This is a genomic window from Trichocoleus sp. Lan, assembly GCF_039961855.1.
In the GTDB taxonomy this organism is placed as follows: domain Bacteria; phylum Cyanobacteriota; class Cyanobacteriia; order Cyanobacteriales; family FACHB-T130; genus FACHB-T130.
In genome coordinates, this window is the sequence record NZ_JAMPKA010000004.1 from 270,343 (window position 1) to 291,002 (window position 20,660).

The 20,660-nt window shown below is 47.3% G+C and carries 15 protein-coding genes; 4 read left to right on the forward strand and 11 right to left on the reverse strand.

What is annotated here, in order from left to right:
• Nucleotides 1-40: 40 nt before the first annotated feature.
• The 3 genes from NDA03_RS05670 to NDA03_RS05680 all read right to left on the reverse strand — a co-directional run bounded on the left by NDA03_RS05670 (nucleotide 41) and on the right by NDA03_RS05680 (nucleotide 3,649).
• On the reverse strand, nucleotides 41-1,276 hold the full coding sequence (locus NDA03_RS05670; protein WP_348237528.1) for a URC4/urg3 family protein: 1,236 nt from the start codon (nucleotides 1,274-1,276) through the stop codon (nucleotides 41-43).
• Nucleotides 1,277-1,348: 72 nt separating this feature from the next.
• A complete protein-coding gene (locus NDA03_RS05675) occupies nucleotides 1,349-2,614 on the reverse strand; it encodes a GTP cyclohydrolase II (protein WP_190411441.1) in 1,266 nt (421 codons plus the stop codon).
• Nucleotides 2,615-3,094: 480 nt separating this feature from the next.
• On the reverse strand, nucleotides 3,095-3,649 hold the full coding sequence (locus tag NDA03_RS05680; RefSeq protein WP_190411440.1) for a DUF2808 domain-containing protein: 555 nt from the start codon (nucleotides 3,647-3,649) through the stop codon (nucleotides 3,095-3,097).
• 526 nt (nucleotides 3,650-4,175) lie between these two features.
• Between NDA03_RS05680 and NDA03_RS05685 the strand changes: the two genes are divergently transcribed.
• On the forward strand, nucleotides 4,176-5,993 hold the full coding sequence (locus tag NDA03_RS05685; protein WP_348237529.1) for an iron uptake porin: 1,818 nt from the start codon (nucleotides 4,176-4,178) through the stop codon (nucleotides 5,991-5,993).
• A gap of 202 nt (nucleotides 5,994-6,195) precedes the next feature.
• On the opposite strand, the gene NDA03_RS05690 is transcribed toward NDA03_RS05685, so the two are convergent.
• The 7 genes from NDA03_RS05690 to NDA03_RS05720 form a co-directional block, all read right to left on the reverse strand.
• Nucleotides 6,196-7,296 carry an ABC transporter ATP-binding protein gene (locus NDA03_RS05690; protein WP_348237530.1) on the reverse strand — a complete coding sequence of 367 codons (1,101 nt, stop codon included), beginning with the start codon at nucleotides 7,294-7,296 and terminating at the stop codon, nucleotides 6,196-6,198.
• Nucleotides 7,297-7,440: 144 nt separating this feature from the next.
• Nucleotides 7,441-8,247 carry a carbohydrate ABC transporter permease gene (locus tag NDA03_RS05695; protein ID WP_242028893.1) on the reverse strand — a complete coding sequence of 269 codons (807 nt, stop codon included), beginning with the start codon at nucleotides 8,245-8,247 and terminating at the stop codon, nucleotides 7,441-7,443.
• An 81-nt stretch (nucleotides 8,248-8,328) separates the two neighbouring features.
• Nucleotides 8,329-9,240, reverse strand: a complete 912-nt coding sequence (locus NDA03_RS05700) for an ABC transporter permease subunit (protein WP_190436357.1) — start codon at nucleotides 9,238-9,240, stop codon at nucleotides 8,329-8,331.
• 127 nt (nucleotides 9,241-9,367) lie between these two features.
• Nucleotides 9,368-10,696, reverse strand: a complete 1,329-nt coding sequence (locus tag NDA03_RS05705) for an ABC transporter substrate-binding protein (protein ID WP_348237531.1) — start codon at nucleotides 10,694-10,696, stop codon at nucleotides 9,368-9,370.
• A gap of 592 nt (nucleotides 10,697-11,288) precedes the next feature.
• Entirely contained in the window at nucleotides 11,289-13,943 is a 2,655-nt protein-coding gene (locus NDA03_RS05710) for a response regulator (protein ID WP_348237532.1), read from the reverse strand.
• A gap of 211 nt (nucleotides 13,944-14,154) precedes the next feature.
• Nucleotides 14,155-14,616 (reverse strand): response regulator, encoded by a 462-nt coding sequence (locus NDA03_RS05715; RefSeq protein WP_348237534.1) that lies wholly within the window; start codon nucleotides 14,614-14,616, stop codon nucleotides 14,155-14,157.
• A gap of 70 nt (nucleotides 14,617-14,686) precedes the next feature.
• Nucleotides 14,687-18,049, reverse strand: coding sequence for a PAS domain S-box protein (locus NDA03_RS05720; RefSeq protein ID WP_190532757.1), 3,363 nt, complete (start codon nucleotides 18,047-18,049; stop codon nucleotides 14,687-14,689).
• 62 nt (nucleotides 18,050-18,111) lie between these two features.
• Here NDA03_RS05720 and NDA03_RS05725 point away from each other — a divergent pair, with 62 nt between their 5' ends.
• The 3 genes from NDA03_RS05725 (at nucleotide 18,112) to NDA03_RS05735 (ending at nucleotide 20,052) form a co-directional block, all read left to right on the forward strand.
• Nucleotides 18,112-18,234: a hypothetical protein gene (locus NDA03_RS05725; protein ID WP_277879305.1), complete on the forward strand. Its 123-nt coding sequence runs from the start codon at nucleotides 18,112-18,114 to the stop codon at nucleotides 18,232-18,234.
• 235 nt (nucleotides 18,235-18,469) lie between these two features.
• On the forward strand, nucleotides 18,470-18,655 hold the full coding sequence (locus tag NDA03_RS05730; protein WP_190411431.1) for a DUF4089 domain-containing protein: 186 nt from the start codon (nucleotides 18,470-18,472) through the stop codon (nucleotides 18,653-18,655).
• A complete protein-coding gene (locus NDA03_RS05735; RefSeq protein WP_348237535.1) occupies nucleotides 18,652-20,052 on the forward strand; it encodes an AtzE family amidohydrolase in 1,401 nt (466 codons plus the stop codon). Before NDA03_RS05730 ends, NDA03_RS05735 begins: the two co-directional genes overlap by 4 nt.
• A gap of 320 nt (nucleotides 20,053-20,372) precedes the next feature.
• Here NDA03_RS05735 and NDA03_RS05740 read toward each other — a convergent pair whose 3' ends face one another.
• A complete protein-coding gene (locus tag NDA03_RS05740) occupies nucleotides 20,373-20,561 on the reverse strand; it encodes a hypothetical protein (RefSeq protein ID WP_190411487.1) in 189 nt (62 codons plus the stop codon).
• Between the last annotated feature and the right edge of the window lie 99 nt (nucleotides 20,562-20,660).

The following is a 20,660-nucleotide window of genomic DNA, read 5'->3' on the forward strand; positions in this document are numbered from 1 at the left end:
CATCCAATAGAGCATTGCTATATTCACCAGCTAATTTCTATTAAAACACGGTTCCATCACTCGCAATTTCAATTGGAGGAACGCCGCCTTCTCGTAATTGTGCGGCAATTTTTCTCCCCGCACTCCAAGTTCCTCCTTGTAAAACTTTTACTAGGGGTAATTCATCAGCAGTCATATTCAGTTTTTGTCGAATCGTTGCCGCAATTTTATCTAACAAACTAACCGTTAAAGCCCTCCATTCTACAATTACCTCAGAACCTACTGGATGACGTTCCTGCAAAACTGCTGAATCTTTGACTTGTAACAATCCAGTATCTAGACATAAACCGCCATTACGATATTCGGGCAAACCTGTAAGTTCCTCTAGTCCAGTGATTTTTAAATCGAGTTCCTGAAGGGGTTCTAAAAGAGAATACGTTAACCACTGGGAGAGTTTGTGAAATGGCACATAATTGTCACTTTTCCGATCTCCCGGTAAAGCGGAATGAATCCAGACATCGCCTAGGTTTACCCCAGCGATCGCAAGTCTTCCCGACCAAATTTCCCCCAACCCTTCCAAAACTGCACTCAACACCTTACTTGCAGCCAGTTGTCCGTGATTGCTGTTATCCCACAAATAATTGACTAGATTGCCAAGACGCGGGCTTTCGGTGCCAAAAAACTTAGGATTTTGAGTGAGGATTTGTCCCAAACGCTGTAGCATCTGAACGCGCCCTTCTACCCCTACCAGCGGATTTTTTTCACTAACTTGGAAACCCTGCGCTAAAGCGTCTTCTGTTAACGGTAGGAGTCCATTAGCATCTACCTGTAATGGTAATTTCGAGTGGCTAGAGAAAGCACCTTGAAAAAACATTCGGAAGCTAGCCACGGCTAAGCCTTCCGAACGCCGAAACACTTGTCCCGTTTCTGGTTCGCAATACTCCCAATGAGTGCCTGCACCTGCATCCAGTAAAACGCTAACAATCGCTAAATCAAACTTAACTTTCGCTTTTTCTAATCCAGTCAGTCTCGTTAAAGCTTGTTCAAGTTCCAAAAGACGAGGCACATTTCCGACTTCAAAATGTCGCCAGCGACTGTGAAAAGGAATATCGAGATCGGGATAATCATCGCGCATCACCCCGATGACATAATCAGCGCATTTCTCTAACTGCGTTAAATCAACTCGAAAGTAACGCAGTTTGTCTTCACAGCCTAAAAGAAAGAGGCGATCGCATCTTTCCCGAATTGCCGCCGGACTCCTCAAATATGCGATCGCTTCCCGTTCAGAATTGCTCATAAACAATAAAAACGCAAAGATTAACTTTGCGTACCTTTGCGTAAACCTTTGCGTACCTTTGCGTTAAAAAACCTAATCCCCTAAACCCCGTCCCTTAATTTCTGCCAGAGTTGTCGCAGTGGGCACCTCTCCCGGCGTGTAGTAACCAGCGGCTTGCTTGGCAGCAATTTCCACCCACGCATCTTCTGGAATCCAATCATCGGGAATCGGGATGCGTTGGATTACCTCGATACCAGAATTTGTAATCGCGTTGTATTTCATATCACTCATCGACACCAAGCGGTCAATTCGCGTAATTCCTAGCCAATGCAACACATCCGGCATCAGTTCTTGAAACCGCATATCTTGAAGTCCCGCCACGCATTCAGTCCGGGCAAAATAGGCATCTGCGCGATCGCCTCCTTCCTGACGCTTCCGGGCATTGTAAACTAAAAATTTAGTTACTTCGCCCAAGGCACGACCTTCTTTGCGGAAATAGACAATCACCCCTGCGCCGCCTGCTTGTGCTGTCTGGACGCAGACTTCAATGCCATGCACCAGATAAGGGCGACAAGTGCAAATATCGGAACCAAACACATCTGAACCGTTACATTCATCATGTACCCGCACGGCAAGCAGTCGGTTGGGATCTGTAATTGCGGCGACATCGCCAATCAGATAAATCGTCGTGCCGCCAATCGGTGGTAAGAATACGTGTAAATCTGGGCGCGTTACCAATTCTGGGAACATCCCGCCTGTTTGCTGGAAGAGAATGCGACGTAAATCGCTTTCTTCAATGTTGAGTCGCTTGGCAATCCCTGGTAAATACCAGACTGGATCGATTGCGACCTTTGTGACGACTAAATTACCGTTACTTTTGATAATTTGACCATCAACTTGCAAGCGCCCTTTTGCCACAGAATCTTGCAATTCCGGCATATTAATGTGAGCTTTGGTGACAGCAATGGTAGGGCGAATATCGTACCCTTCTTCATAAAATGAAGGGTAAACTTCACCCACGATTGCTCCAAATGGATCGAGTGAGACAATTTTGTTCGCATCTGCCCAACTAGGATGTGGCCCAATGTGGACAACCGGAGAAGTATTGGTTAAATCGGCGCGGTGATTTGCCTGGAGAGCGCCAGATGCGATCGCAAGTGCCCGATAAACGGCATAAGATCCCGAATGCGTGCCAATTGCATTCCGTTGATTTGGGTTCGCTAATGTCCCAATAATGGGTCCTCGTTTAATCGGATCGCTTTCTCCCCAATGAACAGAAACGGATTTTTTACCCGATTTACCGGGATGGGATGTTAAAACAATATGCTTATGCGAAGATACTTTTTTTGGGTTTTCCATAAATAGCTCACAAGATGCACTCAAGATGTCGTCTAGGGCAATCTACGCAGGGAATTGGAAATAAGCTCTCATCATAGCAAGGGGATTTTGGCTCTCGGAGTATCCTGCACAGCCAAATCTGTTTGTGGTTGCTACCCTTTCATTTAGTATTATTTGCTACAAACTTATACAATTTCCAGATTTTTAAATTAACTTAATAGAAATCTAATCCTATCGCTATACTCCTATGAATTCATCCATACAAACGTTTGTGCTTAACTTTTCTCCTGAGGTTTTTAGAGGATTTTCAGCGCTAGTTAGGCTTTATGAGTAAGTTCGCTCGGCGCGATCGCGGCAGACGATCCCCGCACTACAATACAACGCCCATACAGAGAAATTATGCTTAACCGAGAATCACTATATTGTCAAGAATATTCACGAAAAAACCGCTAGAGAAAACTCCCCAGCGGTTGCGGCTTGGCTTTATTGATAATACAAACTTTACCGAGCATCAAAAAAGCGCAAAGGACCATAACCTAAAAATTGCTTTTCGGGTTTATCGCCTGTAGGAAACGCTGACACGCCAAAGTTATAAATCCCAGAGACACTAGGATTTTCAAAGGGTCCAATGGCAACCGTTACAGTTTGACCGGGTTGAATTGGGGGATCGAATACTAGGTCAACTTCCTGAGTTTTTTTGTCAACTTTTACTTCGCCCAACTTACAATTCTCTTTGGGTTTCTCATTGAGAAACGCCTTAGTTCTGGCAGAATCGAATTCAACTAAATTGCCACCATTTTGACGAATTGTTACTCGATTTAAAGATTGAGACGCCGTTTTTGGTAAGTTAAAAGTGAAGTAATAGCTTGCGCCTCTGAACCGGACGCTGGCTTGACTCGTTCTGGTATTACTTAATTGAAAAGGAACACCAAAAGAACTTCTGCCGTTTGAGAATTGAATCGCCTGCGCTGATGGATTGTTTACTCCAGAAGCGCCGACGCCAAAGGTAAGAGTGCCTGCAATTAATGCCAGAGACAATTGCTTAAGACGCTTCATTGTTGTGACCTCCTAGGGTTGCGAGTGTCTGGTAGATGCGATTCAGGAACTTGGAAAGCTGTTCTAAAGGGAGAGCCATTTACGGCAAAGCGATCGCGTATATCATCTTCAACAATTATTCATGAAAATGATAAGTAACAATGCTACCTAAGAAGGATGCTTTATCTTTCTTACCTTTTTTATAGCAAAGAATTTTAAAAGTAGCTCCGCCTTGAACATATAATTTTAAACCTTCATTTAAGATTTGAGCGATCGCTCCTAATAATTCCCTTCAGATTTGTGCAGTTCTCATTCGCCGCTTCTAAGTTTACAGAATGTCAATAACTGCATCAAATCAGCTAAAAATCGGAAAATAATAGATAAAATCAAGCTACAGATTAATTTTTAAAGCGCGGTTGAGCAAAGCTGAGAACAACCGAGTTTTAACCTAACTACAAAAGATTTTGAAAAACTAGGGAGTTTTTCACAGGTTGTCTTTGCCGACTCAGCGCTTTCACCAGCGTGTATACAGGTGTGCGGAGGAACTATGTTTAAGCTATTCCGGGCTTTAGGACTTGGTATAGGCATCTGGGGTGTCGCTTTGCTATTGTGCAATCGTGCCGTTGCTATAGAAGCGATCGCCACAGAAATTGCCAATACCGAACCTAATACCACTTCCTTAGAAACAATTGCCTCATCTACCCCAGAAACCCTGGAGTCACCAAAAGCAAACAGCACCGAGCTTGCACCAATAGATGTCAGCATAGATGTCAGCTCAGTTGCCGTTCTATCTGAGCCGACTCGTGCCGCTACCGATACAAATTTACCGGAAGCGCCAGTTATTGAATCAGTTATTGAAACAGAGTTAAGCGAAAAAGCGACAACAATAGCGCAAACCCCCGACGACTTGGAGCCAACCAGCCTAGATGAGCTAGAAGCTGACTCGATGGAGCAAGTCACTTCCGTCACTCAACTTTCCGATGTGCAGCCGACAGACTGGGCATTCCAGGCGCTGGAATCCCTAGTCGAGCGCTATGGTTGCATTGCAGGTTATCCCGATAGCACCTTTAGAGGCAACCGCGCACTCAGTCGCTATGAATTTGCCGCCGGGTTAAATGCCTGTCTCAATCGAATCAATCAACTCATTCAAACCTCAACTGGCGAACTTGCCAGCCAAGAAGATTTAGCGACGCTGCAACGATTACAAACCGAATTTGCACCAGAACTTGCAACCTTGTTAACTCGTGTCGGTAACTTAGAGGCATCTGTTACTCAGTTAGAAGAACAACGCTTTTCCACGACAACTCGACTCCGGGGAGAAATCCTGTTTGCCGTCAGTGGAGTTGGTGGCGGCGAAATCAACAACCAGGATGTCGATGCGAATGTTGTCCTCAGCAACCGAGTTGAATTGAATTTAGATACCAGTTTCTCTGGTCAAGACTTGTTGAGAACCCGATTAGCGGCTCAAAATACGCCTAACTTTGCAGAAGTCACGGGAACCAACTTTGCCAAACTCTCATTCACCGGAAACAACGAGAATGACATTCAACTTGGCGCACTGTTCTATCGGTATCCGGTGACAGAGCAAGCGATCGTTTACTTTGGACTGATCGGGATTGGCTTTGGTGATTTTACGCCTACCCTCAATCCCTATGTCAACAATTCTCTTCTTGCTGCCGTTTCTAACTTTGCCGGAGAATCGCAGCTATTTGGGCTGAATGGAGGCACGGGGTTTGGTTTAGAATATCGCATTAGTCGAGCGGTGCGGCTGTCTTTGGGATATCTCGCATCGAACACCAATCAAGCGGAAACGGGTCTATTTGGGGGTCGTTACGGCGCGATCGCTCAAGTCACTCTATACCCCACAGACAGCCTGAGTGTGGGTTTAACTTATATTCATTCCTACAACATCGTCACTGGCAAAGGCAGTCGTAACGCCGAAGACCCCTTTAATGGTGCGAATCTTTCTACCAATGCTTATGGATTGCAAGCCTCCTACCAAGTCTCCCCTAACTTCAACATTTCTGGCTGGACGGGGTTAATTAATGCTCGTGCCGAATCCGAACCGAATAAAGGTAGCGATGCCAAAATCTTTACGTGGGCTTTAAGCTTTGCTTTACCCGATGTCGGTGGACTCGGTAATCTGCTCGGATTCGTGATTGGTCAACCGCCCAAAGCGATTGAAAATGATGTTGTTGGGCGCGAAGATCCCGATACCTCTTTACATTTAGAAGCCTTTTACCGCTATCAACTCACTGATAATATTGCGATTACCCCAGGATTTTTTGTAGTCACAAATCCCGAACACAATGCTAACAACGATCTAATTTATGTCGGCACCGTCCGCACCAGTTTTGTGTTTTAAGAAAGTGTTTTAATCCTGTTACCATTCTGAGCATTACCGAAGCGCGATCACTTGTTAGCGTAGCGGTGCATAGCACAGGCAAGCTCTGTAGAGTCTTCGCAGATGTAGGGGCATAGCAAAGAGTCAGGGAAACAATCCCCTGGCTCTTTGACCGAGTCAAACAAAAATTTTTTCTGATTGCAAAATGAACCTTTAGTGTTGCCTAACGCCCAACCGCAAGCGGTTGCCGTCTAAAAACAGCATCCCCCGTCTGCACATCAAACCAGTGGATATTCTGAAGTGGCAATGCCAGTGTTATATCTTCGCCACTCCAGCGCCGATCCGTCGGTAACAAGGTACGAATTGTCGTGGGTTCGCCAGCAGAACCCTCAACCCGTACGCTTACTAAGTTGTTCATCCCCAAGTTTTCTACCAAAAACACCCGACCCCGAACGGTGTTTCTATCTTCAGGTTGTGCAATGCGAACATTTTCCGGACGAATCCCCAACACAATCTGCAGCGGCACGGTTGGAACTTCCGGCAGCGGGATTCTAAAATTACCTAGCATGGCGGAATTTCCCTGGCAAGGCAGCGTTAACAAATTCATCTGGGGACTGCCCACAAACCCAGCCACAAATAGATTTGCCGGATTATTATAAATACGTTCGGGGGGGTCAAGTTGCTGCACATCGCCCTTGTTGAGAACAGCGACTTTACTAGAAAGCGTCATCGCTTCTGTCTGGTCGTGGGTGACGTAAACAACCGGAACGTGTTGAGATTCAAACAATTGCTTAATTTCAGCTCTGACGTTTTCCCGCAACAGCGCATCCAGATTACTGAGGGGTTCATCTAATAAAAAGACATGAGGGCGACGTACTAAAGCCCGTGCTAAAGCGACCCGCTGCCGTTGTCCGCCAGACATTTGACCCGGTTTGCGGCTCATTAATTCGTCTAATCCCAATACTCTTGAAGCTTCTGCCACCCGTTGTTTAATTTCGTCAGAGGGTGTTTTTTGCAGTTTGAGACCAGAACCGATATTCTCGTAAACCGTCATGTGAGGATAAAGGGCATAGCTTTGAAATACCATTGCAATGTCGCGATCGCCCGGTCGCAAGTTTGTGACATCTTTATCCCCGATCGAGACCCGACCGCGAGTGGGTTCTTCCAAACCTGCAATCAACCGCAGAATGGTAGATTTACCGCATCCAGAAGGTCCAAGTAACGTGAGAAACTCACCATCTTCTACGCTTAAGCTAACGTCTTTGACCGGGATGACTTTCGGATTATAGGTTTTATTTAAGTTTCGGAGTTCGAGTCTAGCCATGATTTTAAACAGGTTGAAGGTTGAAAGTTGCAGAAAGTTGAAGGTTGAAAGTTTTTTACCTCGGTTTCTGGCTCAGTCTGAGAAAAGGGATGATTTTTAAGGTTGAGTGATTCATTCATCACTCAAAACTCAAAATTCATCCCTTTATCCTTTAACAGCACCCGCTGTTAAACCTTGGACAATCTTGCGCTGGAAGAACAACACCAGTAAAACTAGGGGCAAAGTCCCCAAGACCGTTGCCGCAGCAATTGGCCCGTATGGAATTTCAAATAGGGACGCACCGCCTAATTGAGCAGCCCCAACCGGAATCGTCTTCATATCTTCACGAGTAATAAAGGTGAGGGCGAAGATAAACTCGTTCCAAGCAAAAATAAAGGTGAGAATTCCAGTCGTGACCAAAGCTGGAACCGTCATCGGCAGTAAGATTTGCGTCAGCATTTGGAACGTATTATAGCCATCGACTTTAGCAGCATCTTCCAAATCTTTTGGTAATTGCTCGAAAAAGCTTCGCAGCACTAAAATCGTCAACGGTAAATTGATGGCAGTATAAGGAATTATCAGCGCCAAATAGTTGTTACCCAAGCGAAATGCCTGGACAATTTCTAACAGTCCCAAGAACAACAAAATTCCAGGGAATAAAGTAATGATGAGGACACCGGCGAGGATAACTTTGCCGCCCCGAAGATGCAATCGTGCCAGAGCGTAAGCAGCGGGTGCCCCAATCGCTAAAGCCAGAGCAGTGGAAGTAATCGAGACGAAGGCACTATTTAAGATGTAGCGCCAAAATGGACGACGAACGAATAACTCAATGTAGTGAGCAAGGGTGTATCGAGTGGGAAAATAGACCGTGGGAACGGCGGCAATATCCTCATTGACTTTGAATGAAGTCAGCAGTTGCCATAAAACTGGCGCTAGGCAGAAGATTACTACCAGGGCAACTGCCAGGGGCATTAAGATTTTTTTCCAGGAAAACTTTTTCCCCTTGGTTGGGGTTGGAGCGGTTGGGCGTTCTTGGGGAATGACAGTCATAACTTAAGCGGCTCCTGAAGTTTTGGCACGAGAGCGACTGAGCAAGAAACTAGCGATCGCTACCGCTACAATCAGCAACGTAAAGGTCACTACCACCAGCGCCGCACCATAACCAAAGTCTAAGTAGCGCATCACGGTGGAGTAGATGTACAGCGAGACCACTTCCGTCGAACCTCCAGGCCCGCCACCCGTCATCACCGCAATCAAGTCGAAAATCCCGAAAGATTGGGCAAATCGAAATAGCAGTGCAATTAAGATTTGCGGCATCAGCAACGGTAGCGTAATTCTAGTGAAGTTTTGCCAAGGGGTTGCTCCATCAATCGAATGGGCTTCGTAGAGGTCAGGCGAAATCGACTGCAACCCAGCCAAGAGCAGAATGCTGATAAACGGCGTGGTTTTCCAAACATCGGCAAAGATCACCGCCATCAATGCCAGCGTTGGATCTCCGAGCCAGTTAATCCCACCTTCAATTAGACCCACTCGTCTGAGAATGTCGTTGACAACGCCAAACTGGTCGTTAAAAATCCAACCCCAGGCAAGACCGATCAGAGCAGTCGGTAATGCCCACGGTAAGATAGCTGTCGTTCGCACCAAGCTTCTTCCCCGAAATTTCTGAGTCAGAACCAGAGCGATTCCCAGCCCTAGTAATAGCTCGATAATGACGGCTGAGGTAGTGAAGACTGTTGTTGTCCAGAAACTCTGCCAGAAACGACCATCCCCCGCCATCCGCCCGTAATTATCCAGACCCACGAAGACAGGTTGCAACTCGGTTCCTAGGTTCTTCGTAAACAAACTCAACCAGAATGCCCGGACAATCGGGTAGCCATAGACCAATAACAGGACAAGCAAGGCAGGCAGTAGTAAGATCCAGCCCGTGCGTTGTTCCCGACCTCGGATTGTATTCAGGTTCATCATGAAGTCAAAGGTAAAAATTCAAAAGACTAACTCTTAAACAAGTAAAAAGTCCAAGGTGAAAAGGCAAAAGAAACCGCAAATGATGCAATTGTTTTGATTGACTTTTGCCTTTTACAGGGTTGCCTGGTTATGCCGACGGTTTCGCTTGACCCGCGTTGAGGAGTCGGCGCGTTTCATTGGCGGCAGATTGCATTGCTTTTTCCGGACTCGTCCGGTTGGTGAGTGCGGCACTGAGGTAGCGTTGCAAAATATCAGAGGCTTGGGCATATTGTGCAATCGGCGGACGTAAGACGGCTTTTTGCACCACCTCTAAAATCTGCGGGTAGTGGGGGTATTTAGCGACAATCTGTGGGTCTGTAAATAATGCCCGTCGGCTGGGCAGATAGCCCTCTTTCAATATGAATTGCCGCTGTGTTTCTTCACTGGTAAAGTATTGAATCGCTTTCCAGGCTTCCTCTGGATGTCGAGAGGATTTAGAAATTCCAAAACCCCAGCCGCCTAGGCAAGCCGCCCCACTTTGACCGGCGGCGTGAACCATCGGTTTAATCCCGATTTTTCCCTTAATTGGCGAAGTCTCTTCATTCGCTAAGGGCCAGACATAAGGCCAACTTCTTAAAAACGCTGCCTGACCGTTTTGGAAGAAGCGTCGGGTATCTTCTTCGTGATAGGTTGTCACCCCAGGCGGAGCAACACCCTCCTGAACGGTGCCGCGCAAAAACTCGATGGCTCTTAAGGCTTCCGGTCGATCTAACCCAACTTCTAACGTGTCGGGATTCACCCAGAAGCCACCAGCGCCTTCGAGAACCTCCATAAACATTGCCACCGCTCCTTCGTATTGGCGACCTTGCCAGAGGTAGCCCCATGTTACCTTTCCTGTCTTCTGCAAGGTTTTGGAAGCTGCCATTAAATCTTGAAAAGTTTCTGGCGGCTGCAATCCGGCTTCTGCTAGCAAGTCTTTCCGGTAGTAGAGCATCCCCGCATCAGAACGAATTGGCAGTCGGTACAGCTTGCCTTCGTAACGTCCCCCTTCGACATCATTGGGTGAAAATGCTGCCAATTCGTCTTGGGAAATCCGGTTGCTGAGGTCTAGCAGCCAACCCGCCGCCGCAAATTTTGGCGTCCAGATGATATCCATGACCACCAGGTCATAAGGAGATTCTCCCAAGATGAAAGCAGAGGTATAGAGGTCTTCAACCAAGTTTGTAGCGTTAGGACCTTCAACGATGTTGATGCGAATGCCTGGATTCTCTGCCTCGAAGTCTTTGATCATCCGCTGCAAGGGTGGGGCATCTGGGGCAGGCAGCAACAGGTTGAGCGTGACTGGCTGCTGAGCCATCACGAACCAGCTAAACAATACGATGCCCAAGAAAAGAAGAATAGATATCCCAAAGCGACGCAAAGAGCGGAGGTTTGGTAGGAATTTTCGCAGTTTGTTTACCGATTGGCGATATAACATTGTCGCTTTATCAAGCAAAGGTTTAATAGTTGATTAGGAAACAAATAAAGACAATTAAATTTTCTCAACCGGCTTATTTGATGGCTAGCTTACTCAGTTTGCTTAAAATTGCTTAATACTCTGATAAGAAGCCCGAAAAAAATAGCTCGTGCTACAGATAAAGTTTCAGCTTGTCATCAATGCAGATGATTCCTTTGAAAAAGGCAAAGTTTGCAGAAACGTATCCTAGACTGAACTAAGATCGTCTCTGGTTCTGCTAGGAGTACAAACTGTTTATTTCCGATAGATAAAAATGCTTTGATATCAGTAAATTAATTTCTTATTAATGAGAGATCAACCTTCCAAAGAGATAGCAAGCTATAAACAAAAAACTTTCCTGGGGGGTTTGAGTTGCAGACCTAAAAGTGGTAAAATCCTCGTTAATATAAGATTAAGTTTTATTAAATTTAAAAAAAGTTTGATTAACCTTGGAAGGGTTAAGACTCGCGATCGCTACGAAAAACTCTAAGGTTAAGACTAGCGATCGCTGCGAAAAACTACCCAATTGTACAAACCACAATTTCTATTGATATTCATCTATTAGAATTAGCAGTTATCGATTTGAAGTGCTTGCCGCCAGCTTTGCAACCACATTCGCCAATTCATCTGGCTCAACTGGCTTCGCCAAATGCATCTGAAAGCCTGCCGAGAGAGCCTGCGTGCGGTCTTCTTCCCTCGCATAGGCAGTCAGCGCGATCGCCGGAGTGTCTCCTCCTTGGCTGGCATCCAGTTTCCGCACTTTCCCAAGCAAAGAATAGCCATCCTCGTCGGGCATCCCAATGTCACTCACCAGAACATCCGGTCTGACTTGAGGGATTCGCTCAAATGCTTCTTGTGCCGATGCCGCTGCGATCGCTTCAGCGCCATATTGTTCCAGCATGAAGGTCAGAAATTCCCGCGTGTCAGTATCATCGTCCACAACCAGTACTCGCACGCCATCGAGTAAAGCGCTGCCGACGGAGGATTCAGAACCCAATAAAACATCTTCTTCCATTGTTAGTTTTTTCGCCTCACTCTTGATAAGTGGCAATATTACTGTGAAAGTTGCTCCCTGTCCTTCGCCCGGACTTTCTGCGTAGACAGTCCCACCGTGCAGTTCTACTAAATGATGCACGATTGCCAAACCGAGTCCCAGTCCACCGTGCTTCCGAGTCGTTGAGCCATCCGCTTGTCGGAAGTAATCAAAGACATGGGGCAAAAAGTCAGCACGGATACCCTTTCCGGTGTCAAGGACTTGAATTTGGGCATAGTTGCGATTAGTCCTGAGTCCTTCATTTGTCATGAATTCGCGTTCGTTGGCGAATGACTTTTGACCGCTGACCATTGACAGTCTTATCTCAACACGACCGCCTTCCGGCGTAAACTTAATCGCGTTTGAGAGCAAATTCCAAACAACTTGTTGTATGCGGCTGGAATCCCCCGAAACCAGCCCTACAGATGGATCGAGGAAAGACTGAAGCTGAATCGATTTCGCGTCAGCCGCCAGACGCACCGTGTCGATAGCTGCCTCAAGGGTAGAGACTAGGTTGATTGGGGAGATATTTAGACCGACTTTTCCGCGGATGATCCGCGAGACATCCAGCAAATCATCAATGAGCTGTGTCTGTAACTTAGCATTGCGCTCGATAGTTTCAATCGCACGAGTGGTGGTAGCTTGGTCAAACTTGCGGGTGCGGAGTAGTTGCGTCCAACCGAGGATTGGGTTGAGCGGCGATCGCAACTCGTGAGAAAGTATCGCCAAGAACTCATCCTTCATGCGATTCGCTTGCTGAGATTCTTGGTAAAGCTGTGCATTATCAATCGCCGCCGATGCCATCTGAGCCATTTGTACCAGGATGGCTTCGTCCTCTTCGGTAAATTCCCCCTCGTATTTGTCGGAAAGCTGAATTAAACCGATATTTTGTCCATTGCGACCGATCAGGGGAACAGCCAGCCAACCCCGCATGGGTGGGTGGTTGTCCGCCGCCTTCCCAAAACCTCGCCAAGCTGGATGTGCTTCTAGTTCGGCTTGCGTCATCCGCATCGGGCGCTTCATGCTACAGACCAGTGCATAGATGCCAGAACCATCAGTTGTTTCACTGTAATCTCGCCACTGCGCGTACTTATCTGACAGAGAGACTGAGTTAATCGCCTGTGCCCAGTTCTCGTCTAGCGTCAAGCTTGTGACTGACTGATGTGCCCCAATAATGTCGCGGGACTGCTCCGTAATCAACCGTAGCAACTCTTCGAGAGATAGGGTTGAGTTGATGGAAACGGATGCCTCTGCGAGGCGTTGCAAACGGCTGGTATATTGCCGTTGACGGGTTAACATTTGGGCGCGTTCTAATGCGATCGCTACCTGATCGCAAACAACCTTCATCAATTCAATTTCATCCGTCTCGAAACGGATGCGGTTGCGGGTGCCAAAAGAAAGGGTTCCCATGAGCTGACCGTGGGCGAGTAACGGGTGACAAGTATAAGCTGTCATTCCCAGCGATCGCGCCATTTCTATTTTCGGGTCTGTGGATTGCTGAACGTTCTCTGCGACGAAGTGGTGACGCTCTAAAGCGACACGTCCACACACAGTTTCACCCAAATCCAACCACTCTCTTTCTTGAGAAACTTGCTCGGAAACTCCACCACAACAGTTTAAATGCAGAAGTTGTTTTTCCCGATCGACCAAGTAGTTGAAATAAACTTCAAGCCCTAGATGAGAAGAAAGTTCTTGAAATAGGTTTTCGATCAGTTCTTGCGGTCGATCGTTCAACAGTAACTTGCTTGCCGTTTCCGATAGAAGCTTGAGCCGCTCGTGGCTTTTGTGTAGGTCTTGTTCCGCAGCTTTGCGATCGCTGCGTTCCTGGCTTTCTCGCAAAGCTCGCATGACTGATGGCACCAGTCGCTCTAGCCGTTGCTTCACCACGTAGTCTGTCGCACCGTTTTTCAGAGTGTCAATCGCCAATTCCTCGCCAATCGTCGCCGAGACAAAAATAAATGGCACATCGCAGCAAAGGGAGCGAGCGATTTTCAGCGCTGAGATGCCATCAAACGACGGCAGTGAGTAATCTGAGAGAATCAAGTCAAAAGAGTCTGTTTCTAGTGCTGTAACAAAGTCAGTGCGCGTCTCTACTTGCACCAACTCGCAGTCAATCCCACCATTGCTTAAATTCGCATAGATGAGTTCTGTATCTAGCAGACTGTCTTCGAGTAGGAGGATACGCAGTACTTTCACAGGACTCAAACCTTTTTTTGATTATTCAGCGCAACCGTGGAAATCAACATTACTGCTTAAAGCTGAAAACTGAAAATGAAAGTTTTGATTTTGAGTGATTAGATTTTTTTTTGATTCCAAATTTAAAACTCATAATTTAAAAAATTTTCGTTTATAATCCCTTGTTTTCATGAATAAACTCCATCGTGAATGCTTAATTTCTTCTACCTGCTTAGACAGTACAGGCAATGGGTAAAGAACCAGGTGGTGGCTGATTGACGATTGCCCAAAAAAGCCCGATTTCCTGGATGGCGTTCACAAATTCATGAAAATCAACGGGCTTCACAACATAAGCATTCACCCCTAAATCGTAACTCCTAATCAGATCTTGCTCCTCCCGTGAAGAAGTCAGCATGACGATTGGGATTACTTTCATCGTAGGGTCAGACTTCAACTGTGCTAGCACTTCCAGCCCATCCACTTTGGGTAATTTTAGATCTAGCAGTACCACGACCGGATTCCCTTCAATCCGCAGCTTAAAAATCCCCCGTCGATAGAGATAATCTAGCGCTTCCTCCCCGTCGCGCACGACCACCACTTCATTCGCTAGATGGTTTTCCTCTAGCGCTGCGAGTGTTAACTCAACATCGTTGGGACTATCTTCAACTAGCAAAATTCGTTTCAATTCTTTCATTCATCCCCCTGTATCAATTAAAAATTAAAAAATTTATTCTTCTTAATTTTTAATTTTGCATTTTTAATTTTCATGTTTTTCCTGCCAATTTTGGCAATGAGAAGTAGAAAGTTGCTCCACCCTCTACCGCACCCTCTGCCCAGGTTCGACCGCCATGACGATGGATAATTCGCTGGACGTTCGCCAATCCAATGCCAGTCCCCTCGAACTCTTGTTGGCTGTGCAGGCGCTGAAATACGCCAAAAAGTTTGTGTACGTACTGCATATCGAATCCTACGCCATTATCACGAATAAAAAAGACAACCTCAGACTCATTGTCAGTGCTGCCAATTTCTATTTCGGCATGGGTGCGTGTCTGCGTGTACTTAATAGCATTCGCCATCAGATTCTGGAGTACCAGCCGTAACATGGAAGGGTCGCCTTGGACTTCAGGTAAGTTTTCAAGTTGCCAAGTTACCGCCCGGTTATTGATTTCCGGCTCTAGATCGCGTTGGACTTCTCGAACCAGCCGATCCATATTAATCGATGCATAGCGCATCTCAGTGCGCCCCATGCGGGAAAAGGCGAGCAGTTCATCGACGAGAACTCCGGCTTGTTTAGTGGTCTGGGCAATCGTTTTGAGATAACGCAGACTGGTTTCATCGAGGGTTGTTGACCCTAGCCGTTTTAGGAGCAAGTCCACGAAACCGCTAATATGGCGAAGTGGTGCCCGCAAGTCATGGGAAACCGAGTAGGAGAAAGATTCAAGTTCTTTATTAGCAGCTTCTAGTTGAGCAGTCCGTTCTTGGACCCGTTTTTCTAACTTTTCATTGAGTTGTCGAATCGATGCTTCAGCTTCTTTGCGATCGCTAATGTCGATACACGAGCCGATATAACCCAGAAAACTGCCATCCGGTGTAAATCGGGGAATCCCAATCTCTAGAAGCCATCGGTACTCCCCATCAAAGCGTCTGAGACGATATTCCATTTTGAAATCTTGACGAGCATCAAAGGCATTTACATAAGTATCTAAAAACTGGAGATCGTCGGGATGGACTCCTTCTATCCAACCGTTGCCCATCTCTTGTTCCAAAGTCCTGCCAGTAAAGTTTAGCCAAGGTTTATTGAAGTAGTAATAGAGCTTGTCTAAACCAGACATCCAAATCAAGACGGGAGCCGTATCTGCCATTAGGCGAAAGCGTTCCTCACTTTCGATTAATGCGGCTTCAGCGTGCTTGCGATCGCTAATATTGCGGAAGTATAGCGATAGTCCTCCGGTTTCCGTAGGGTAAGCGCGGACGACAAACCAAGCGTCGAATGGTGGGTAATAGTCTTCCAGTTCCAGAGGCACTTGCTCGGCAATTACCCGCCGGTACATCTGATCGAAGCGGGTGTTGACAACTTCTGGCAACTCTTCCCAGAAGTTCTTGCCCAGAAGTTCTTCCGGGGAACGACCCAAAGTTCTGGCTCCCTCGCGGTTGACGTAGGTGAAACGCCACTCGCGGTCGAAGGCGAGAAAGCCGTCGGTGATGCTTTCGAGAATATTGGAGACTTGCTCTCTAGCGGCTTCTGCTTCCGCACGGGCGATTTGCTCTAAGGATAAAAGCACAGCGCGTTCTGCCTCTACTTGTTTGCGATCGCTAATGTCCAGTAAAAAGGCGACACCCTCTTGCTGAGAGTCGTTAAGCAAGGCAATCCCCAGAACGATCGGCACTCGCTTGCCGTCCCGTTGGACGTACTCTTTCTCGTAAATATTGGAAACTCCCGTTGCTAGAACCTCTGCGATCGCTCGCTCATCTACGTGTTGGTACTCTGGGGGCGTTAGGTTTTTCCAACTGATTTTTCCCAATTCGGTAAATTCTTCGCGGGTGTAGCCAACCAAGCGGAGGTAAGCGTCATTGGCTTCAGTGATGAAACCATCCAAATTCCAGAAGGCAACGCCGCTCAGGTTGGAGTCGAAGAGTCTGCGGAAGCGCTCTTCCGAGCGACGCAACGCTTCCTCAGATGCTTTGCGATCGCTGATATCGCTAACTAAGCCGACAAATCCTTCAACTTGCCCAAGACTGTCAAACTGGGGAATGTAAGTGGCACTGATGTAGCGGATGCCACCATCTTGATAAGGGATTTCGGTTTCGTAAGTAACTTGTTTTCCTGACAAGACTGCTTCGATATACGGACGAGTCGCTTCATAAGCGGCTTCGCCCAGAACCTCCCGAACTTGCTTTCCATTCACTTGCGTGCCATAATCCCCGAACCATTCTTCATAGGCTTTGTTGTGAAAGCAATAGCGCTGTTCTGAATTGATATAGGCAATCAGGACTGGCAAGGCATTTGTAATCAGGCGGAGTTCATTTTCTTTTTTTTCCAGCGTCTCCTGCGCTTGCTTGCGCTCGGTGATGTCCCGGTAATAAATGCTCAGCCCGTCTTCGGAAGGATAAGCATGGATCTCTAACCAGATGCTTAACGGCTCGTAGAACACCTCGAAATGGACAGCCACCTGCTCGGTAATTGCCCGTCGATATTCTCGCTCAACTTTCGTCCCTACTGACCAAGGCCATTGCTCCCAGTGAGTTTTTCCAACGATTTCCTCCAGCTTTTGCCCGTTGAGCCTCGCTGTTTCATGGTTTACATAGGTGATCCGCCACTGGCGATCCAAAGCGACAAACGCATCAGTGATGCTCTCTAGGACGTTCGTAACGCGACGGGTGGACTCCTGTAGCACCAACTCTGCTTGCTTGCGATCGCTGACATCGGTAATCATGGCAAGCGTGCCGAGGAATTCCCCCATGTCGCTGAAAATTGGACTGGTACATACAATTGCCCAGAGATCCGAGCCGTCTTTGCGGCGGAACTGCAAGTCATATTGAGCGGTGACGTCTGGGTTGGGTTGTAGTATTTTTTGCAGTGCTTCCTGGCGCGACGCTTCATCCACAAAGTCGAAAATGGATCGTTCCAGGATTTCTTCCACCCTGTATCCCAGCATTTGCGCCATTCGCTGGTTGACGTAGTCTGTCCGTCCTTGGGTATCGATTGTCCAGATGCCTTCGTTGGCAGTATCGATGAGGCGACGATAGCGCTTCTCACTTGCTTGTAGCTTCAGCAGACTCGTCTCTAGCCGCTGTTTTGCAGTGTGTAGTTCTGAGTTCAGCGAGCTGATCAAGAACGTCACCAGAATAAATACACCCAGTCGCACTACAAGGCTCGTGCTGGTGACGTTTACAGAATAGAGCGGCCCTAAGAAGAGGAAATTGGTAACTAAAGCCGATAAAATTGCAGCTAGCAGCCCCGTAGCCATGCCACCATACCAGGCACTAATCGACACTGCTGCATAAAAGAAAGGGAAAATGAGCGGTCCCATCAGCGGCTGTAACAGGAGTGTCAGTAGCAGTGCTACCACCACACTCAAGACAGCCACGCCATAGCTCAGCAGTTGGGAGCGTGTTACTTTCAGCATGAACCTTTCAAAATTGAAATCCAAAGCGCACCTTCATCAAGGCTTTTTTTACCCTAAGATAGATGACAATTTTTTGGTATTCACCTTATGGATTATTTATTGAGTTGTTAGGATTCCCAATGATTAGCAGCGATCGCGCTCAAAATCGCAACTCGCCACTTTTTCCCGGTATCTTTGGGTTTTAGTGTCTAAATTCACGCCAATCTCGTTCATTCAACGCGATCGCTCTGGAAATTTATTCATAAAATTTAAATTAAACTCAGTTGATAAAAACGACATGAAAACAAAAAAATACTTGGCGCATAGAGTTCGCATCTGAACAAACTTATGCAAACCCTCCGCGAAAGTTAGTCTGCTTTCATCGAACTAATCTGGGATCTGCCCAAGTAATACGCACTATTCCCCATTCCCTTTTCCGCAATGACTACTGACGACATCGCTGAAGAATATGTCAATTTGATGGCAAAATTAATTGATTTGCCACTGGCTCCAGAACACCATCCAGGTGTGGTGGAGAATCTGAGTAAAATTGCCGCGATCGCGCAACTCGTCAACGAGTTTCCTCTGCCCGATGAAATCGAAGCCGCACCCGTGTTTCAACCATGAGCCAAGCCTATCCTGACGCTACTCAAATTGCCTATGCCGTGCGGAATTCTGAAGTTTCAGCAAAAGCCGTCGTTGCTGCTACCTTGGCGAGAATTGCCGACCAGAATCAGACGCTGAACTGTTTTACGGCTGTTACGGCTGAGACGGCAATTGCAGACGCCGAAACCATCGATCGCGCGATCGCTCAAGGCGACGATCCGGGTGTTTTAGCAGGGGTACCTTTCGCCGTTAAAAATCTCTTCGATATCGCCGGTTTAACCACCCTCGCAGGCGCAAAAATTAACGCCGAAAATCCTCCAGCGATCCAAGACGCCACCGCCGTTGCCAAACTCAAACAAGCGGGTGCCGTGCTAGTCGGGGCGTTGAACATGGATGAGTACGCTTACGGCTTTGTCACTGAAAACAGCCACTACGGTACATCAGCAAACCCCCACGATCTGACTCGCGTTACCGGAGGTTCTTCTGGAGGTTCTGCGGCGGCTGTGGCATCTGGGTTAGTGCCGCTGACGCTGGGTTCGGATACGAACGGCTCGATCCGCGTTCCTGCGGCATTTTGCGGGGTTTTCGGCTTTAAGCCGACTTATGGGCGTTTGTCAAGAGCAGGCGCGGGATTGTTTTCGAGTAGCTTCGATCATATTGGGCCGTTTGCCCGTTCTGTGCGCGACCTAGCTGCCGTTTTTGATGTCTTGCAAGGGGCAGATGGTAGAGATCCGGTTTGTACAACTCGCCCCCCAGAACCGTGCTTGCCGCATCTTAAGCGGAGCATTGAGGGGTTGCGAATTGCCGTGGCGGATGTTTATTTTGCCCAAGGTGCAGAACCAGAAGCGTTGGAAGCGGTTGCTAATGTCGCGCGGGCGTTAGGCGTGCAAGAAACTGTCACCATCCCGGAACCCCATCGGGCAAGGGCGGCGGCGTATGTGATTACGGCGAGTGAAGGGTCGAATCTGCATTTAGCTTCCTTGCGATCGCGTCCTCAAGATTTCGATCCGGCAACCCGCGATCGCTTTCTAGCGGGTGCCCTCATTCCAGCAAGCTGGTACATTCAGGCGCAAAGATTTCGGCAATGGTACCGCGATCGCGTTCGGGAAATCTTCAGCGAGGTTGATATCATTCTCGCCCCAACCACTCCCTGCATTGCCCCTCCGATTGGACAAGAAAAAATGGCGATTGCTGGCGAGGAGGTGCTAGTCCGTCCCCACCTAGGACTCTTCACGCAACCCCTATCTTTTATTGGTTTGCCGGTTCTCTCTGTCCCCATTCATCGCCCCGATGCCATGCCTTTAGGAGTGCAAATCATCGCCGCACCTTACAACGAGACGCTGATTCTCCGGGTGGCGGCGGTACTGGAGGCACAGGGTATTATTTCAGCGCCGATTGCTAATAGCGATCGCGCTTAACCCGATACATCTCCTTATCGAGATTCAGTTTTTAGAAATCCCATCCCTGATAACGTCGGGGTACGGGGGTTTCTGATCTATCGTTGCCCAAAAGTTAAATGGTATCCCAAGAAAAAACCTCGGTTGTGTATGCCGAGGTTAATGTCTAGAGAAGAGATATCCGGTTTAGGAAAGTGTTTTAGCCGTGTTGAGCTTTTTCAAACCCCCGATCTTGCTATGGGTGTCAATCGCTCTAACAACCACTCTGTAACACTTCCACAATTCTTTAATTTTTGAAGTTTCTGCAACAGTAAAGCCATTACACCTTCGTAGGGAGCAGTTTATGTGCGATCGCTTGGATTGGCTGCTACTGCTTTCTTCGGTTTCTTGCCTGCTTTTAGCTCTTGTTTTTCGTCGAAATGCATCTCTAGTGGTTCGCCGACATACACATCAGCCTCCATAAAGAAGCTGTCGGCAGTCATACACTCATCGAGGGTTAGGGTATTCCCTTCTTTATTGGTGTATCGCATGAATGTGTAACCTCGTGTGAACCTATGTAAACTAATATAACATCTTTTTTAATTATCTTGACAGAATTTCAATTTCATAATAAAAATCATGCTTTGGGA

Excerpts from the sequence above, each read along its gene's own strand:
- NDA03_RS05670 (WP_348237528.1), bottom strand. The coding sequence starts at position 1,276 with ATGAGCAATTCTGAACGGGAAGCGATCGCATATTTGAGGAGTCCGGCG.
- NDA03_RS05675 (WP_190411441.1), bottom strand. The coding sequence starts at position 2,614 with ATGGAAAACCCAAAAAAAGTATCTTCGCATAAGCATATTGTTTTAACA.
- NDA03_RS05680 (WP_190411440.1), bottom strand. The coding sequence starts at position 3,649 with ATGAAGCGTCTTAAGCAATTGTCTCTGGCATTAATTGCAGGCACTCTT.
- NDA03_RS05685 (WP_348237529.1), top strand. The coding sequence starts at position 4,176 with ATGTTTAAGCTATTCCGGGCTTTAGGACTTGGTATAGGCATCTGGGGT.
- NDA03_RS05690 (WP_348237530.1), bottom strand. The coding sequence starts at position 7,296 with ATGGCTAGACTCGAACTCCGAAACTTAAATAAAACCTATAATCCGAAA.
- NDA03_RS05695 (WP_242028893.1), bottom strand. The coding sequence starts at position 8,247 with ATGCCCCTGGCAGTTGCCCTGGTAGTAATCTTCTGCCTAGCGCCAGTT.
- NDA03_RS05700 (WP_190436357.1), bottom strand. The coding sequence starts at position 9,240 with ATGATGAACCTGAATACAATCCGAGGTCGGGAACAACGCACGGGCTGG.
- NDA03_RS05705 (WP_348237531.1), bottom strand. The coding sequence starts at position 10,696 with ATGTTATATCGCCAATCGGTAAACAAACTGCGAAAATTCCTACCAAAC.
- NDA03_RS05715 (WP_348237534.1), bottom strand. The coding sequence starts at position 14,616 with ATGAAAGAATTGAAACGAATTTTGCTAGTTGAAGATAGTCCCAACGAT.
- NDA03_RS05720 (WP_190532757.1), bottom strand. The coding sequence starts at position 18,049 with ATGCTGAAAGTAACACGCTCCCAACTGCTGAGCTATGGCGTGGCTGTC.
- NDA03_RS05725 (WP_277879305.1), top strand. The coding sequence starts at position 18,112 with ATGACAATTTTTTGGTATTCACCTTATGGATTATTTATTGAGTTGTTA.
- NDA03_RS05730 (WP_190411431.1), top strand. The coding sequence starts at position 18,470 with ATGACTACTGACGACATCGCTGAAGAATATGTCAATTTGATGGCAAAA.
- NDA03_RS05735 (WP_348237535.1), top strand. The coding sequence starts at position 18,652 with ATGAGCCAAGCCTATCCTGACGCTACTCAAATTGCCTATGCCGTGCGG.
- NDA03_RS05740 (WP_190411487.1), bottom strand. The coding sequence starts at position 20,561 with ATGCGATACACCAATAAAGAAGGGAATACCCTAACCCTCGATGAGTGT.